Source organism: Escherichia sp. TC-EC600-tetX4 (assembly GCF_019356055.1).
Lineage (GTDB): Bacteria > Pseudomonadota > Gammaproteobacteria > Enterobacterales > Enterobacteriaceae.
In genome coordinates, this window is sequence record NZ_CP079924.1 from 4,056,602 (window position 1) to 4,071,457 (window position 14,856).

Annotated in this window: 19 protein-coding genes; 5 read left to right on the top strand and 14 right to left on the bottom strand. The window is 50.9% G+C overall.

Translation table 11 applies throughout. From position 1 onward, the window contains the following. The first annotated feature begins 165 nt into the window (after positions 1 to 165). Positions 166 to 441, top strand: a complete 276-nt coding sequence (gene yjfY / locus KXD89_RS19735) for a DUF1471 family protein YjfY (protein WP_000492914.1) — start codon at positions 166 to 168, stop codon at positions 439 to 441. Between the two features lie 129 nt (positions 442 to 570). Here the strand turns inward: yjfY and ulaF are convergent, their stop codons facing one another. From ulaF to ulaA, 6 genes are read right to left on the bottom strand one after another with little or no spacing between them, the layout of a single operon-like run. Continuing rightward, the gene (gene ulaF / locus KXD89_RS19740) at positions 571 to 1,257 is read right to left on the bottom strand and encodes an L-ribulose-5-phosphate 4-epimerase UlaF (RefSeq protein ID WP_001170847.1); all 687 of its coding nucleotides are present in this window, start codon (positions 1,255 to 1,257) and stop codon (positions 571 to 573) included. Continuing rightward, on the bottom strand, positions 1,257 to 2,111 hold the full coding sequence (ulaE, locus tag KXD89_RS19745) for an L-ribulose-5-phosphate 3-epimerase UlaE (protein ID WP_000949502.1): 855 nt from the start codon (positions 2,109 to 2,111) through the stop codon (positions 1,257 to 1,259). The genes ulaF and ulaE overlap by 1 nt, the downstream gene beginning before the upstream one ends. 9 nt (positions 2,112 to 2,120) lie before the next feature. Then, the gene (gene ulaD / locus KXD89_RS19750) at positions 2,121 to 2,771 is read right to left on the bottom strand and encodes a 3-keto-L-gulonate-6-phosphate decarboxylase UlaD (protein ID WP_000056749.1); all 651 of its coding nucleotides are present in this window, start codon (positions 2,769 to 2,771) and stop codon (positions 2,121 to 2,123) included. Positions 2,772 to 2,784: 13 nt separating this feature from the next. Then, on the bottom strand, positions 2,785 to 3,249 hold the full coding sequence (gene ulaC / locus KXD89_RS19755; protein ID WP_000776517.1) for a PTS ascorbate transporter subunit IIA: 465 nt from the start codon (positions 3,247 to 3,249) through the stop codon (positions 2,785 to 2,787). A gap of 9 nt (positions 3,250 to 3,258) precedes the next feature. Further along, positions 3,259 to 3,564: a PTS ascorbate transporter subunit IIB gene (ulaB, locus tag KXD89_RS19760; protein ID WP_000218362.1), complete on the bottom strand. Its 306-nt coding sequence runs from the start codon at positions 3,562 to 3,564 to the stop codon at positions 3,259 to 3,261. Between the two features lie 15 nt (positions 3,565 to 3,579). Further along, positions 3,580 to 4,977 carry a PTS ascorbate transporter subunit IIC gene (gene ulaA / locus KXD89_RS19765; protein ID WP_001350568.1) on the bottom strand — a complete coding sequence of 466 codons (1,398 nt, stop codon included), beginning with the start codon at positions 4,975 to 4,977 and terminating at the stop codon, positions 3,580 to 3,582. Positions 4,978 to 5,331: 354 nt separating this feature from the next. Between ulaA and ulaG the strand changes: the two genes are divergently transcribed. Continuing rightward, on the top strand, positions 5,332 to 6,417 hold the full coding sequence (gene ulaG / locus KXD89_RS19770; RefSeq protein ID WP_219319342.1) for an L-ascorbate 6-phosphate lactonase: 1,086 nt from the start codon (positions 5,332 to 5,334) through the stop codon (positions 6,415 to 6,417). Positions 6,418 to 6,503: 86 nt separating this feature from the next. After that, positions 6,504 to 7,259, top strand: a complete 756-nt coding sequence (gene ulaR / locus KXD89_RS19775; protein WP_000133631.1) for an HTH-type transcriptional regulator UlaR — start codon at positions 6,504 to 6,506, stop codon at positions 7,257 to 7,259. On the opposite strand, the gene yjfP is transcribed toward ulaR, so the two are convergent. Further along, the gene (gene yjfP, locus KXD89_RS19780) at positions 7,256 to 8,005 is read right to left on the bottom strand and encodes an esterase (RefSeq protein ID WP_000569707.1); all 750 of its coding nucleotides are present in this window, start codon (positions 8,003 to 8,005) and stop codon (positions 7,256 to 7,258) included. The genes ulaR and yjfP overlap by 4 nt on opposite strands. 181 nt (positions 8,006 to 8,186) lie before the next feature. Between yjfP and bsmA the strand changes: the two genes are divergently transcribed. Both bsmA and yjfN read left to right on the top strand, forming a co-directional pair. Next, a complete protein-coding gene (gene bsmA / locus KXD89_RS19785; RefSeq protein WP_000254633.1) occupies positions 8,187 to 8,516 on the top strand; it encodes a biofilm peroxide resistance protein BsmA in 330 nt (109 codons plus the stop codon). A gap of 148 nt (positions 8,517 to 8,664) precedes the next feature. Beyond that, positions 8,665 to 8,940 carry a DUF1471 family protease activator YjfN gene (gene yjfN, locus KXD89_RS19790; RefSeq protein WP_000811566.1) on the top strand — a complete coding sequence of 92 codons (276 nt, stop codon included), beginning with the start codon at positions 8,665 to 8,667 and terminating at the stop codon, positions 8,938 to 8,940. Positions 8,941 to 9,056: 116 nt separating this feature from the next. Here the strand turns inward: yjfN and KXD89_RS19795 are convergent, their stop codons facing one another. The 7 genes from KXD89_RS19795 to KXD89_RS19825 form a co-directional block, all read right to left on the bottom strand. Then, positions 9,057 to 10,682 carry an isovaleryl-CoA dehydrogenase gene (locus KXD89_RS19795; protein WP_001350567.1) on the bottom strand — a complete coding sequence of 542 codons (1,626 nt, stop codon included), beginning with the start codon at positions 10,680 to 10,682 and terminating at the stop codon, positions 9,057 to 9,059. Between the two features lie 83 nt (positions 10,683 to 10,765). Next, positions 10,766 to 11,929, bottom strand: coding sequence for a glutathionylspermidine synthase family protein (locus KXD89_RS19800; protein WP_000943959.1), 1,164 nt, complete (start codon positions 11,927 to 11,929; stop codon positions 10,766 to 10,768). Between the two features lie 2 nt (positions 11,930 to 11,931). Next, positions 11,932 to 12,570, bottom strand: a complete 639-nt coding sequence (locus KXD89_RS19805; protein ID WP_000101658.1) for a DUF1190 domain-containing protein — start codon at positions 12,568 to 12,570, stop codon at positions 11,932 to 11,934. A gap of 9 nt (positions 12,571 to 12,579) precedes the next feature. Next, positions 12,580 to 12,978, bottom strand: a complete 399-nt coding sequence (locus KXD89_RS19810; protein WP_000547760.1) for a DUF350 domain-containing protein — start codon at positions 12,976 to 12,978, stop codon at positions 12,580 to 12,582. Between the two features lie 17 nt (positions 12,979 to 12,995). After that, positions 12,996 to 13,655, bottom strand: coding sequence for a YjfK family protein (locus KXD89_RS19815; RefSeq protein WP_000012550.1), 660 nt, complete (start codon positions 13,653 to 13,655; stop codon positions 12,996 to 12,998). A gap of 50 nt (positions 13,656 to 13,705) precedes the next feature. Further along, on the bottom strand, positions 13,706 to 14,404 hold the full coding sequence (locus KXD89_RS19820) for a PspA/IM30 family protein (RefSeq protein ID WP_001776061.1): 699 nt from the start codon (positions 14,402 to 14,404) through the stop codon (positions 13,706 to 13,708). A gap of 18 nt (positions 14,405 to 14,422) precedes the next feature. Next, positions 14,423 to 14,824 carry a YjfI family protein gene (locus KXD89_RS19825; RefSeq protein WP_000220128.1) on the bottom strand — a complete coding sequence of 134 codons (402 nt, stop codon included), beginning with the start codon at positions 14,822 to 14,824 and terminating at the stop codon, positions 14,423 to 14,425. Positions 14,825 to 14,856 lie beyond the last annotated feature (32 nt).

Here is a 14,856-nt window from a genome sequence, read left to right on the forward strand (position 1 = left end):
TAACCTCTAACACGCTGATTTGAAGTTCATCACACTTCATCATGGTGTTTTTTTGAACAACTGCATCAGAAATGGTCACCATCAACTTCTTTATCATTGATTAAAATTAAATCAGAAGATCATCACAGAGGAGAGCACACAAAGTCAGCCGTCGAGGAGGTATCTATGTTCAGTCGTGTTTTAGCCCTTCTGGCTGTGCTTTTGCTAAGTGCAAATACATGGGCAGCCATTGAAATTAATAACCACCAGGCCAGAAATATGGACGATGTGCAAAGCTTAGGCGTGATTTATATCAATCATAATTTCGCCACTGAAAGCGAAGCACGTCAGGCATTAAATGAAGAAACAGATGCGCAAGGCGCAACGTACTACCACGTAATTCTGATGCGGGAACCGGGGAGTAACGGCAATATGCACGCCAGCGCGGATATTTATCGCTAGCACCAGGTATAACCAACGAAACATTGCCATAGTTTGCTTTGCCCCCTTCGCAGGGGGCTTTTTTTTGAAAAACGGCTGCGGAATTAGACCAGTTATCTCCCGAGGAAGGAAATTTCCGCAGCGCGTGTTCTACTTCTGCCCGTAATAAGCGTTAGGACCGTGTTTACGCATGAAGTGTTTATTCATCAGGAAGCTGTCGATGTGATTGAGTTGTGGGTTAATGCCGCGGGCAATCCACGCCATTTTCGCCACTTCTTCCATCACCACCGCGTTATGCACCGCATCGTGAGCATCTTTCCCCCAGGCGAACGGCCCGTGCTGATACACCACAATTCCCGGCGTATGCAGCGGCTCGGCGTTGCCCAGCGTTTCGATAATCACTTTGCCGGTGTTCAGTTCATACTCGCCCTGCACCTCTTCTTCGCTTAACCCGCGCGTACACGGAATGTCGCCAAAGAAGTAGTCGGCGTGCGTGGTGCCTAACGCCGGGATCGCCAGCCCCGCCTGCGCCCATGCGGTGGCATGAGTGGAGTGGGTATGGACAATGCCACCAAGCGACGGGTAACGACGGTAGAGTTCGAGATGCGTCGCAGTGTCGGAAGATGGGCGATACTCCCCTTCCACCACCTTGCCGCTCATATCAACCACCACCATATCGGCCGCTTTCATGGTTTCGTAGGCAACGCCGCTGGGCTTGATCACCACCAGCCCGCGTTCGCGGTCGATAGCGCTGACGTTGCCCCAGGTAAAGGTCACCAGCCCGTAGCGCGGCAGCTCCATGTTGGCTTCAAATACCTGCTGTTTTAGCTTTTGCATTATGCCGCCTCCACCATGCCCGCTTTCGCCATGCGCGCTTTCACCCAATCACGCGCTTTCGCCACTTCTGCCGCCGGGTCTTCCGCCGTTTCGCTCCACATCTCAATCAGGTACGGCCCGCAATAGCCACTCTGTTTGAGCGTTTCGAAACAACGTTCGAAATCCACTACACCTTCGCCAAACGGCACGTTTTTGAAGACGCCAGGTTTGGTGTCTTTCACATGTACCGCGACGATATGCCCGATTCCGGCCTGCAACTCCATCTGCACATCGTTGTCCCACGCCGACAGGTTGCCGATATCCGGGTAGAGCTGGAACCACGGATTGTTGAGATAGTGCGCGTATCCCAGCGCCTTGCTGATGGAGCTCATCAACGGATAATCCATGATCTCCATCGCCAGCGTCACCTGCGCGCGGCTTGCCATCTCAACGCTCTCTTTCAGGCCGTCACGGAAACGACGACGCGTTTCGTTATTGGCTTCCTGATAGTAAACGTCATAGCCCGCCAGCTGGATCACGCGAATACCGACATCCTGGGCGAACTGGATAGCTTTACGCATAATCTCCAGCCCCTGCGCCCGCACCGCGTCATCTTCACTGCCCAGCGGGAAACGACGATGAGCAGAAAGGCACATGGACGGCACGCGCACGCCGGTTTCAACAATCGCATTGACCAGCGCCAGACGCTGCTCGCGGCTCCAGTTGAGGCGCGACAGGCGATCGTCAGTTTCATCTACCGACATTTCGACAAAATCGAAGCCTAACGTTTTTGCCAGTTGCAGGCGTTCCAGCCAGCACTCCCCGGCGGGGAGCGCTTTTTCATAGATGCCAAGCGGGATTTGTTTGGACAACATATCCGCTCCTTAGCCCCACAGTTCAGCGATGGAACGTTTGAACTGACGTGCGGCTTCCACCGGAGAAGCGGCATCACGGATACTACGGCCCGCGATAAAGACGTGAATCGGAATACCCTTGAACAGCGGCAGATCTTCCAGCGCCAGGCCTCCGGTGACGGTGACTTTGAAGCCCATATCGGAAAGACGTTTGATCGCGGTGATGTCCGCTTCGCCCCACGCCACGCCTGCGGCCTGCGCGTCACGGCTGCGGTGATAAACCACCTGCCCAATGCCTGCATCGCGCCACTGTTGCGCCTGTTCCCAGGTCCAGTAACCGGTCAGTTCGATCTGCACGTCGCCGTTAAACTCTTTTGCCACGTCCAGCGCGCCTTTGGCGGTGTTGATATCCGCACAGCAAATTACCGTCACCCAGTCAGCGTTGGCTTCGAAGCACATACGCGAAAGGATTTTGCCTGCATCGGCAATTTTGGCGTCTGCCAGTACGATTTTGTGCGGGTAGAGCGCTTTCAGGTCACGAACCGCACGCACGCCTTCGCCCACGCACAGAATGGTGCCCACTTCGATAATGTCGACTTCTTCGGCAATCAGGCGAGTGGTTTCGTAGGCGCTATCCATAGTCTGGTTGTCCAGCGCGACTTGCAACATCGGTAATGACATGTTCAATTCCTTCTTAAGCTGCCGCGTTGGTGCGGTCAATGAGATCCAGTACTTCCTGCTCGGTACGGCAGGCGCGTAAACGGTCAAAATTCTCTTCATCTTCAAACAGGTTGACGATCTGCATGATGCCCACTTCCTGGTGAGTATTGGCATCGACCGCCGCCATGGTGATGAGGATATCCACCGGATCGTTGTCATCGTGGTTGAACTCCAGCGGCTTTTTCAGCGTTACCAGAGAGAAACCGGTTTTCTTAACGCCCTCTTCCGGACGCCCGTGCGGCATTGCCAGGCCCGGAGCGATAACGAAATAAGGACCGAACTGTTCAACGCCATCCAGAATCGCCTGGTAGTAACGCGGCTCTACCACATCTGCCGCCACCAGCAGGTCAACGCCGATTTTCACCGCTTCCTGCCATGTCTCTGCTTCAGCCTGCAGGCGGATGGATTTATTTTCCGCCAGCGAATCACGTAATTTCATGGCGCGTCCTTACTTCACATCCTGCGGGAAATGCTCTTTGATCACTTCCAGCAGTTTCGGGCCAAAGTCGGCAGGAGAGAGCATGTTGCGCACGCCAACCACGTATTTGTTGCCGGTCACGGTGATTTCGCCCGCAATGTGCGTAGAAGCGATGATGATATCCGCGCCACTCAACTCGCTTTTGTACTCGCCAACCGCGCAGCTGTTTACCGTATGGTCAATGTTTGATTGGGTTAAAAACTGGTCCACTTTCATCTTCATGATCATGGAACTGCCTTGTCCGTTGCCACACACAGCCAGAATACGTACGGTCATAATCAAAACTCCTTATTAAGCAGACTGTTCTGCCAGTTGTTTTTCTGCATCTTCTTCTGCGCGCAGCGCGCGGCCAGCGAAGAACATATAAGCCAGTGCAATTACAATGATGACGGCCATAAAGGCGATACCGATGGAGAAGAAGCCTTGCATCATCGGCGGTGCCAGAATCGACCAGTCCGCCATGCCCATCCAGGCACTCATACCGGTGAGTTTCACCGCCCAGACGCAACCAAAGATTTCGATCATCCCCATCACCAGACAAATCTTCAGCGCCGCACGCCAGCCGCCGAAGTGGTTAGCGAACACGCCGATGGTGGCGTTAGAGAAGAACATCGGGATAAAGCCAGGAATAATCAGGATCGAGGAGCCGCAGGCGACCAGGATGCCAACCGCAATCAGCTGACCGATGGTGCCCCACATAAAGCCCCAGACCACGGCGTTCGGCGCGAAGCTATAGATAGCTGCACAGTCAATCGCCAGAACCGCACCTGGGATCAGGCGCTGGGAAATGCCGTTAAATGCTTCAGAGAGTTCCGCCACAAACATGCGCACACCCTGCGTGATGATGAAGATCGCCACCGCAAAGGAGAAACCAGTTTGCAGGATGTACACCGTCCAGTGCACTTTGCCTGCCATCGCCTGCACGGTGTCGATACCGAAGGAGAGCAGAATGGCACCAAAGAAGATGGTCATCACAATCGCCGTGGAGACGATGTTGTCGTGGAAAATGTTCAGCCAGCCCGGCAATTTGAGGTCTTCAACGCTCTCCTCTTTTTTGCCGAGGAACGGCGCGACTTTATAGGCAATCCATGATGCAAACTGCTGCTGGTGACCGATGGAGAAACCACAGCCATCCGTCACTTCCTGAGTCGGCTTGTACATCATGTTGGAAGTGATGCCCCAGTAGAGCGAAACCAGAATCGCGGTACAGATAATGGTGGTCCACATGGAGTAGCCGAAGATAAACAGCGTAACGGCAATCAACCCGGCCTGCTGGAACATGATGTGGCCGGTCAACATGATTGTGCGAATGCCGGTAATGCGACGCAACAGCACGTAACAGATGTTCAGCGCCAGCGCTAACAATACGGCGTAACCCACCCAGCTATAGGCATCGCCCATGCGGTCGATGGTTGCCATCATTGAAGCGTAGGTATCGGAAATTGCGCCGTTAATGCCGTAGACTTCGGACATTTTCGCCACCACCGGTTTGAAGGTGCTGGTGAGGATGCCGGACCCTGCCTGCAACAACATGAAACCAATTATGGTTTTAATCGTGCCTTTAATAATAACGCTGACACTTTTGCGCAGTAGGATGTAGCCCAGACAGGTCACAATACCCAGCAACAACGGGGCATTGGTCATGACCTGGTTAAAAAACACGGTAAAGATGTTGTAGAGGATCTCCATAACGATCTCCTGAAGAAGAGGTAACCGGGTATTCCACACACCCGGAATGTTGTGCACTCACTCTAATTTTCAAAAGTAATCACAACAAGATTATTTATGATTAAATGTGACGCGACCCGCAAATAATTCCACATGGATAGAGTGGGATTCACACAACGAAACAATTATCCATTTAAATTCATTTAGTTAATTGAATTACACATTCCATTAAATCTTTCCATACTCAAAATCAACAACAACTTCCCTGGCAAAAAGTCAAAAAATGGTCATTGCCTTCCTGAAAAAATAGTGTCAGGATTAATCAAAACCAATCACATATTGATTCGAATTGAACTATCATGAAGGTAAATGGCGATGAGTAAAGTGAAAAGTATCACCCGTGAATCCTGGATCCTGAGCACTTTCCCGGAGTGGGGTAGCTGGTTGAATGAAGAAATTGAACAAGAACAGGTCGCTCCTGGCACATTTGCGATGTGGTGGCTTGGCTGCACCGGGATCTGGTTGAAATCGGAAGGTGGCACCAACGTTTGCGTTGATTTCTGGTGCGGCACTGGCAAACAAAGTCACGGTAACCCGTTAATGAAACAGGGTCACCAGATGCAGCGCATGGCTGGCGTGAAAAAACTGCAGCCAAACCTGCGTACCACCCCGTTTGTTCTTGATCCGTTTGCGATTCGCCAGATCGACGCGGTACTGGCGACTCACGATCACAACGATCATATCGACGTTAACGTCGCTGCTGCCGTGATGCAGAATTGTGCAGATGACGTACCGTTTATCGGACCGAAAACCTGTGTGGATTTGTGGATTGGCTGGGGCGTACCGAAAGAGCGTTGCATCGTGGTCAAACCGGGCGATGTAGTAAAAGTGAAAGACATTGAAATTCATGCGCTTGATGCTTTCGACCGTACTGCACTGATCACCCTGCCTGCCGATCAAAAAGCGGCTGGCGTACTGCCAGATGGCATGGACGATCGCGCGGTGAACTACCTGTTCAAAACGCCTGGCGGCTCCCTGTATCACAGCGGCGACTCCCACTACTCTAACTATTATGCGAAGCACGGTAACGAACATCAGATCGACGTGGCGTTAGGATCGTACGGCGAAAACCCGCGCGGTATCACCGACAAAATGACCAGCGCCGATATGCTGCGTATGGGTGAAGCGCTGAATGCGAAAGTAGTGATCCCGTTCCACCACGATATCTGGTCAAACTTCCAGGCCGATCCGCAAGAGATCCGCGTGCTGTGGGAGATGAAAAAAGATCGCCTGAAGTATGGCTTCAAGCCGTTTATCTGGCAGGTGGGTGGCAAATTTACCTGGCCGCTGGATAAAGACAACTTCGAGTACCACTATCCGCGCGGTTTCGATGATTGCTTCACTATTGAACCGGATCTGCCGTTCAAGTCATTCCTGTTATCTGTCGTTTATACCGGGTAGCGTGGAGAAGTTCGCGCTATCCGGCGTAGTATTTCCTGGCTATTTCAAATATCATCTAAAAAAATCAAATTTTATCGGAATAGCTCATGACTGAAGCACAAAGACATCAAATCCTCCTGGAAATGCTCGCACAATTGGGCTTTGTGACCGTTGAGAAAGTCGTTGAGCGTCTGGGAATTTCGCCTGCCACTGCGCGACGCGATATCAATAAACTTGACGAAAGCGGCAAACTGAAAAAAGTGCGCAATGGCGCAGAAGCTATTACCCAACAGCGCCCGCGCTGGACGCCGATGAATCTGCATCAGGCGCAGAATCACGATGAAAAAGTACGTATCGCTAAAGCGGCCTCGCAGCTGGTTAATCCGGGCGAAAGCGTAGTCATCAACTGCGGCTCCACCGCGTTTCTGCTTGGGCGGGAAATGTGTGGCAAGCCAGTGCAAATCATCACTAATTATCTACCGCTGGCAAATTACCTGATCGATCAAGAACATGACAGCGTGATCATTATGGGCGGACAGTACAACAAAAGTCAGTCCATCACTTTAAGCCCGCAGGGCAGCGAAAACAGTCTCTATGCCGGGCACTGGATGTTTACCAGCGGAAAAGGGCTGACCGCAGAAGGGTTGTATAAAACCGATATGCTGACAGCAATGGCAGAGCAGAAGATGCTGAGCGTGGTAGGGAAACTGGTGGTACTGGTTGATAGCAGTAAGATTGGCGAACGCGCGGGAATGCTTTTTAGCCGTGCCGATCAAATCGATATGCTTATCACCGGCAAAAATGCTAACCCGGAAATCCTGCAACAACTGGAAGCGCAAGGGGTCAGCATTCTGCGTGTTTAAAGATGCTGGCGGAAAAATGTCACGGCAGCATCTAACGCCTCAGGCGTAATGCGGTGACGCACGCCTGGCTGCCATGAACAGGTTAGCAGTTTATCCCGTCCCGTCTCGCTTAAGGCCTGCTGCAAACGTAGTGATTCGTCGGCAGGCACAACGTCATCGTCGAGGCCATGCCACAGCAGTAGAGGTCTGTCACTAAGTTGTTCCAGGTGGTTTGTCGCTTCCCACTCTGCCAGTGGCGCGACAATGTTATTGAATTCATTCTGCTGTGCTGCCGTTTCAGGTATCAGCGGTGGAAACAGTGAACGGGCGAGTGATGTAAAATAGCCCGATCCCATCATGCTGGCGGTACATCTCACCGTGGGGTGGCGAGCGGTAATCCCCAGTGCCGTCATCGCGCCCATCGACGCGCCACCGACTGCCAGACGGTCATCAAGCAGCCAGTTTTCTTCGGCTATTGCCGCACGTAAAGTAGTGAATTCCTGCATACTTTGTAGCAAGATTTGCCAGAATTGATTTAACCGCCGCGCTGCGTCACCACTAAAACGGCTACCGTGATCGGGCGCATCCGGCATGATCACCCGCAAACCAGCCTGCGCCAGCGCAACGGCAAAATAGCTATACACCAGACTGGATGAAGTAAAGCCGTGATAAAAAATTACGCACGGTAACGGGGTATCTTTTTGCCCGACAGGATAAGCATGAAGAACGGGAATATCTGCCAGCTCGCGTGATTCTATTTCAATCATCTGTCTCTCCTTTTTGTCTGGTATGACATGAAGAAATCCTTAGCACAAGTTTCTGCTGGCGGTATTAGTTCATAATGTTGAGATGTGGGTTACGCTTTCGTCACGTTTTCATTCGAAAATCGCGTACCAGGTAACAATTCGGGAACATTCCCCCAAAGTTAAATTAATAAGGCACTACACTATGGTTAGCAGGAAACGTAATAGCGTTATTTACCGGTTTGCCAGTTTATTATTGGTGTTGATGTTAAGTGCCTGTAGCGCACTGCAAGGTACGCCACAGCCAGCACCGCCAGTAACGGACCATCCGCAAGAGATTCGCCGCGACCAGACGCAAGGGTTACAGCGAATAGGTAGCGTAAGCACGATGGTTCGGGGTTCTCCGGATGACGCATTAGCAGAAATCAAAGCGAAAGCTGTCGCTGCAAAAGCTGATTATTACGTTGTCGTCATGGTGGACGAAACCATCGTGACAGGACAGTGGTATTCACAAGCCATTTTGTACCGTAAATAAATCAGACAACTTACATAGTCAGCTTTACATTGCTTTGCGTCCCTATGCGTTTACCTGTGCACAATAAATTACCGGCTGGAAGCCTGGGCGTTTATTACCGCGATGGAATGCCCTGCAACATGTGGGGAAACGAAAAATGGAGCTGACGATGAAACAATTACTTGCCTCACCCTCGCTGCAATTAGTGACTTATCCTGCGAGCGCCACGGCACAGTCTGCAGAATTCGCCAGTGCTGACTGCGTGACGGGCCTGAATGAAATAGGTCAGATCTCAGTTAGCAATATTTCAGGGGATCCGCAGGACGTGGAACGTATCGTGGCGTTAAAGGCCGATGAACAAGGTGCGTCATGGTACCGCATTATTACCATGTACGAAGACCAGCAGCCTGATAACTGGCGCGTACAGGCGATACTGTATGCATGAGTGTCATCTACAGCAAATGAACAATGCCGGATGCGGCGCGAGCGCCTTGTCCGGCCTACAATTTTCACATATTTCATTTAGTTAATCGAAACCAGCGTCGCATCAGTCGTATACGCTTACACACACACTCCCCCCGTCGCCCGCAGCAATAAATCATTCTGGATCTGCTCTGACAACCGTACGCCGCCGCGCGTATCTAACATCACCTGACACCACGCCTGCGCCATTGGCGGAGAAGCATATTTCAACATTTGCGCACCGCAGCCCAGCAGGAATAGCTGATGAGTAATCTCTCGCCCCAGTTCTTCAGCTGGCTTACGCAGCTGCTGCTGTAAACGACGAACCGCGCGATCAAAATAGCGATCCTGCCCTTTCACTTCCACAAATGCTTCCGACAATAAGTCGTATACGCCCGCTTGCTTATTGAGAACGCGCAACACATCCAGGCACATAATATTGCCGGAACCTTCCCAAATACTGTTTACCGGCATCTCCCGGTAAAGCCGCGGCAGCTCACTCTCCTCGCAATAACCAATGCCGCCCAGCACCTCCATCGCTTCGGCCACAAACGGCATACCTCTTTTGCAGATCACAAATTTTGCCGCAGGCGTAAATAAACGCGCCCACAGGGCTTCTTTGGCATCGGCACGCCGGTCCCACGCTCGCGCAAGACGAAACAGCAACGCCGTTTGCCCTTCAAGCTGAAGTGCCATGCGACTTAAGACATGACGCATAAGGGGCTGTTGGATCAATGGATTACCAAAAACATGGCGTTGATGTGCATGATAAATCGCCAGCGAAAATGCACGGCGCATCATGGCATGGCTACCCAGGGCGCAATCAAAACGCGTCATCCCACCCATTTTCAGGATCAGACGAATTCCTTCCCCTTCCAGCCCCAACAACCAACCAATGGCATCCTGAAACTCCACTTCGCAACTGGCGTTAGAGCGATTACCCAGCTTATCTTTCAGCCGCTCGAGGCGAATCGCGTTGCGTTGCCCGTCAGGCAAAAAGCGCGGCACAAAAAAGCAGGACAGACCACCCGCGGTCTGCGCCAGCACCAGATGCGCATCGCTTTGCGGAACCGAGAAAAACCATTTATGCCCCACCAGCCGATAAGAGCCATCTTCCAGACGCTCTGCACGGGTGGTGTTGCTCATAACATCGGAACCGCCCTGCTTTTCCGTCATTCCCATGCCAATCAACAAACCGCGTTTTTGCCCACCTGGCAATAAGTGAGAATCGTAGCGATCGCTCAATAGCGGCGTGGTCCAGTCCTGAAACGGCGCGGGTAACATCTGTAACAACAATGGCGTGGCGGCAAAGGTCATGGTTATCGGACATAACGACCCTGCCTCAACCTGCGCATGTAACATAAAACGCGCCGCGCGCGCCACAAATGCGCCGGAGCGAGCGTCTTCTTCCCAGGCAAGATTGTGCACCCGATTGGTACATAGCGCCTGCATCAGCAGGTGCCAGGCGGGGTGAAAACGCACATCGTCCAGACGGCGTCCTTGCGCATCGTAGCGCAATAATTCAGGCGGATTCACATTCGCCAGCCGCCCCAGTTCAAGGGATTCAGCCGTTCCTAACTGCTGACCAATACTGGCTAGAAAATCGCTATCCCAGCCAGCACCTTCACGCGTTACCGCTTCGCAGAGCGCGCCATCAGACAGGTATAAGTTGCTGTTATTTAATGGTATAGGTTGATTAAAAACGGTGTGAGTTTGCCAGTGCACTGTGTCTCCCTCCATCAATGGCAGTCACCATTAGTATGGTCACTGCCATGGATTCATGACAGAAAGAGATTGCTAAAACATTTTTATCCAGCAATGTAATGCGGAACGAAACGTGAGGTGTCTTTGGTGATCAGTGTGTTATCTTCACGGATCCCCATTCCGCACGCTTCATCATCGACAATCCAGCTACCGATGAGTGTGTAGCTATCGCCAAACCGCGGCAGAGGTTGAAACGCCTGGTAGATCATCGGTTCATCGGCGTAATCACCATCAGCGTGGTCAACAACGTTATTCTTGCCGTCAAAAATGGTGACGTTGCCGCCTTCGCGCGAATAGATTGGTTTACGCACATAGCTTTCGCCAGCGGCAATCTGCGGTTTCTCGCCATCGAACCAGGACGCAAGAAGATTAGGATGACCAGGGAAGAAGCGCCAAAGCAGCGGCATTAGCCCTTTATTACTCAAGATACTTTTCCATAACGGCTCCACCCATTGCTCGCGACGCTTGCGCAGCAGCGGACCGTTATCGTCACGCATCATCCACTCCAGCGGATACAGCTTAAATGCACGCTGGATGACATTATCATCAAGATCGGTCAGTACGCCGCCGACGCCCAAACCGAGATCTTCAATGTAGATAAACCGCGACTCCTGCCCTGCCTGCTGGGCGCAGTCCTGCAAGTACAGCACGGTACTCCTGTCTTCATCGGTGTCCTGACAGCAGCAAAAATAAAACGGTTCCCGACTGTAAAGCTCGCTAAAGCGTGAAATCAGGCGTTCCTGAATAGCATTGTACTGATCGGCATCACGCGGAATAATGCCGCTGCGCCGGGCATCCTCCAGCCACAGCCACTGGAAATAAGCCGACTCGTACAATGAAGTTGGCGTATCGGCGTTGTACTCCAGCAGCTTCACCGGCGCATTGCCACACCAGGCAAAATCCATCCGTCCATACAGCGAAGGATCGCGGGCGCGCCAGCTTTCAGCGATCACATCCCAGTACAACGGCGGGATCGCCAGTTGCGTCAGGATCTCTTCATCTTTTACCGCGCGATCCACCACCTCAAGGCACATCTGATGCAGTTCCGCAGTCGGTTTTTCGATCTGCTCTTCAATCTGGCGCAGAGTAAAACGGTAAGCCCGACTCTCATCCCAATAGATTTCATTGTCGATGATATGAAAGTCGAAACCGTTGTCAGCGGCGATCTGGTCCAGATCCCGTCGCACAGGAACGTTGTGTCTCAGCATGATTAGCCTCCCCAATGCCCACGGGCGCTGGAAGAACGACCATAGCCGCCGCGAGAAACGGTAGACGCTTTTTTGGTGGTAAAGCCGCCCGAAGAGTAAGACTCTTTTTTGCCAGAACCGGAGCGCCAGGAGTAATCACCAGAAGTGCTGCGCCAGACTGGGCGCGAAGCAAAAGAGGAACCGCCGCTGTTATAAACAAACGGCTCATCGCGATCTTTACGAATAACCCGGCTTAACAAAAATCCAGAAACGACCGGGATCCAACTCTGTTCAACATTGTCGTAGTAGCAATTTTCGTACTTAGACTGACAGTTCTGCTGAGTCATATTCTTCGGAACATCGGCATAAAATGCCGTTTTGGCGTTGTTCCAGCCACGCGCGCAAATGTCGGCATTATTACCGTCATCAATACAATCCTGCACTGTCGCGTAAAACGTTCCGTCGCCGTCGTTATCGACATCGCTACTATCGCTACAACCTTTCAATACGAAAAAAGCGGCACCGCCCATTAGCGCCAACGTTAAGTATTTTTGTGCGTAGCGATTGCGGCACGGTTCAAAAGGATTATTCGGTCTACCAATGCGACTAATCGCTCCGTGACCAATTTTACTGTTATTTCTTGATTTGCGTTTTCTGGCCATGATCGTCCATTACCATGTCATACAAGCTGCGTTAAAAATACCGCCAGCCAGCGCGGCGGTTCCCATAAACATTCCTGCTGCGGTATTGTGATTAATAATTTTTTCGCTTAATGCGGGCATATAAAGTCTGACACCAGCAAAAACGAGTAACTGAATCACCAGTGCAATCCCGCCCCAGGCGAAATAGTCTGGAATACTCACCGCATTGATTGCCGCACTGGATAAGGGGATAACGTAACCCAACAATGTACCGCTGAACGCCAGTGACGCCGCGGTATTATTGTTTTTGATTAACTGCCATTCGTTGTGCGGTGTAATTTTAGAATAGATAAACAGAAAAATAATCACCATAGCCACGCCAATAAAAAAATAGGCGCTAAAGGCAAGAAGTGAATCCAGTATATGCATTGTAAACGTCCTTGTAATTAACCAATAATATGAAGTGATGTCAGCGGGATATCGACACCCAACGCGCGCGAAAATAACCACTCTGGCTCGCCGAGATCGTTAAAAGATTCCTCACCATTTAGCAGCAAATATTCGTAAGTATCTTCGGTTACTTGCCGTTGGTAGCCCATGGTAAAATTATGGACCTCCCATTTGGCATGGTTTTGATTTTCTACTTTTTCCAGCATGTAGACGGGTTCGATATTTCCCGGTTCTTCGCTGTTAAAAAATCGCTGCCAGCGTTTTTCCTGCCAGTTTAAGGTCATTGCTCCCATCGCTTTGGCGTTGATCGCCTCGCGCCAGTGACTCTCTTTACTGATACCGTAGCTCTCTTCATAGACAAAGAGCTTGATATCATCAATGTCATCAATATCTTCGCCGCCGGTGGTATTGATTTGCAGAAACTCATCGCCTGAAGTGTAGTAGCGGAAAATCTGACTACCGCCGCCCAGATCGATGTGGCTGACGGCGGCTACCGTAAATTCCTCACCCGGCAGCGCAATCAGCAATTCATCTTCCAGCAAACGAAACGCTAACGTGTCGAGCGTAAAGCCACTATTGAGATGAAGTCCCAGCGGACCACGAGCGATAGCTGGCTTATTATCCTTGCCAAACAGACGCTGGAAAAAACCAGACATATTTTATCCTTAAAATAGTTGCCAGCCTTTTAGCGAGGCTGGCAAAAAAATTACTCGCCCTGTTGGCGTTGCAGTCTTGCTAATACATCCTGGGCGCTACTTTTATTGCTACCGCCAATTCCGGCTTCCGCCAGCTTTTCGTCAAGGTCGCGACCGTCTGCGACTTTCTCCAACTGTGCGGCAGCATCCAGGCGAGCCTGACGTTCGGCCTGACGCGTTTGCAGGCGTTTTAAGGATTCTGCCGCTGTCGAAACGCTGGAAGATGCGCCAACGGTAGAGGTTGTTACAGCCTGTTGTGCACGCTGCATGGCTTCAGTGGCTTTAACGACTTCCATTTGCTGCTCAAACTGAGCGATACGCTGCGCTGTCGCTGTAACTGCTTTTTCCACGCCATCACGGGAGACTTCCAGATTCGACAACACTTGCTCTTCAGCGGTAATGAAATTCTCAAGGCGCGCGATTTCTTCAGCAACTTCGTTAATCAACGACGGATTAACGTTCTTGCTTAACGCTTCCAGCGCACGGGCTTCCAGACTGGCTTTGCGCTCACGTAAATCTTTCAGCTTATCGTGACTTAATTTCACCCGCGCCAGCAGATCAACGCGAGATTTTCCGGCTTTATCGAGTTCAGCTTTAGCGTCACGAATATGCTGTTCCAGCATGCGCACGCCCTGGGTTTCTTCAATGGATTCTTCCGCCTGGGAGATAAACGATTTCCCCAGCGTAAATAAACTTTTTAAAATTCCCATAAATACCCGTCCTTGTAATTAGTGTGAATATTCTTCTGTAATTTCAGCCAGATCCAATGCGTTATCTACCAGCGAGGTTATCTCAAGCAGGATATCTTCAAGAGAAGATTTAAGCGATAACGCCCCGAAAACAATGTAATACTCTTCCTGTTGTACGCTGGAGATCCCTACCGATGACAACGGCATCATCTTCTGATTTCTTAATAAGAAGGTATTAAATTCATCTGGATTGCTGATACTACTCACCGGACAAATAAAGGTTTCGATAATCATTTGGCGGGAAGTAAAAAGAATATTGATTTGCAAATCGCCATAATCATTCATTTTAATAATTAATGCGTTCTCGCTATTTGTTACATCAATATTTTGTTCAGGTACAGTTTGCAGCGCCGTCGCTAGCGCCAACGGATTCCATGTCATATATTATTCCATATAGATTAAGTTTAAATATT

What these genes read in the sequence shown, in the direction of transcription:
- yjfY (WP_000492914.1), top strand. Translation starts at nt 166, where the DNA reads ATGTTCAGTCGTGTTTTAGCCCTTCTGGCTGTGCTTTTGCTAAGTGCA.
- ulaF (WP_001170847.1), bottom strand. Translation starts at nt 1,257, where the DNA reads ATGCAAAAGCTAAAACAGCAGGTATTTGAAGCCAACATGGAGCTGCCG.
- ulaE (WP_000949502.1), bottom strand. Translation starts at nt 2,111, where the DNA reads ATGTTGTCCAAACAAATCCCGCTTGGCATCTATGAAAAAGCGCTCCCC.
- ulaD (WP_000056749.1), bottom strand. Translation starts at nt 2,771, where the DNA reads ATGTCATTACCGATGTTGCAAGTCGCGCTGGACAACCAGACTATGGAT.
- ulaC (WP_000776517.1), bottom strand. Translation starts at nt 3,249, where the DNA reads ATGAAATTACGTGATTCGCTGGCGGAAAATAAATCCATCCGCCTGCAG.
- ulaB (WP_000218362.1), bottom strand. Translation starts at nt 3,564, where the DNA reads ATGACCGTACGTATTCTGGCTGTGTGTGGCAACGGACAAGGCAGTTCC.
- ulaA (WP_001350568.1), bottom strand. Translation starts at nt 4,977, where the DNA reads ATGGAGATCCTCTACAACATCTTTACCGTGTTTTTTAACCAGGTCATG.
- ulaG (WP_219319342.1), top strand. Translation starts at nt 5,332, where the DNA reads ATGAGTAAAGTGAAAAGTATCACCCGTGAATCCTGGATCCTGAGCACT.
- ulaR (WP_000133631.1), top strand. Translation starts at nt 6,504, where the DNA reads ATGACTGAAGCACAAAGACATCAAATCCTCCTGGAAATGCTCGCACAA.
- yjfP (WP_000569707.1), bottom strand. Translation starts at nt 8,005, where the DNA reads ATGATTGAAATAGAATCACGCGAGCTGGCAGATATTCCCGTTCTTCAT.
- bsmA (WP_000254633.1), top strand. Translation starts at nt 8,187, where the DNA reads ATGGTTAGCAGGAAACGTAATAGCGTTATTTACCGGTTTGCCAGTTTA.
- yjfN (WP_000811566.1), top strand. Translation starts at nt 8,665, where the DNA reads ATGAAACAATTACTTGCCTCACCCTCGCTGCAATTAGTGACTTATCCT.
- KXD89_RS19800 (WP_000943959.1), bottom strand. Translation starts at nt 11,929, where the DNA reads ATGCTGAGACACAACGTTCCTGTGCGACGGGATCTGGACCAGATCGCC.
- KXD89_RS19805 (WP_000101658.1), bottom strand. Translation starts at nt 12,570, where the DNA reads ATGGCCAGAAAACGCAAATCAAGAAATAACAGTAAAATTGGTCACGGA.
- KXD89_RS19810 (WP_000547760.1), bottom strand. Translation starts at nt 12,978, where the DNA reads ATGCATATACTGGATTCACTTCTTGCCTTTAGCGCCTATTTTTTTATT.
- KXD89_RS19815 (WP_000012550.1), bottom strand. Translation starts at nt 13,655, where the DNA reads ATGTCTGGTTTTTTCCAGCGTCTGTTTGGCAAGGATAATAAGCCAGCT.
- KXD89_RS19820 (WP_001776061.1), bottom strand. Translation starts at nt 14,404, where the DNA reads ATGGGAATTTTAAAAAGTTTATTTACGCTGGGGAAATCGTTTATCTCC.
- KXD89_RS19825 (WP_000220128.1), bottom strand. Translation starts at nt 14,824, where the DNA reads ATGACATGGAATCCGTTGGCGCTAGCGACGGCGCTGCAAACTGTACCT.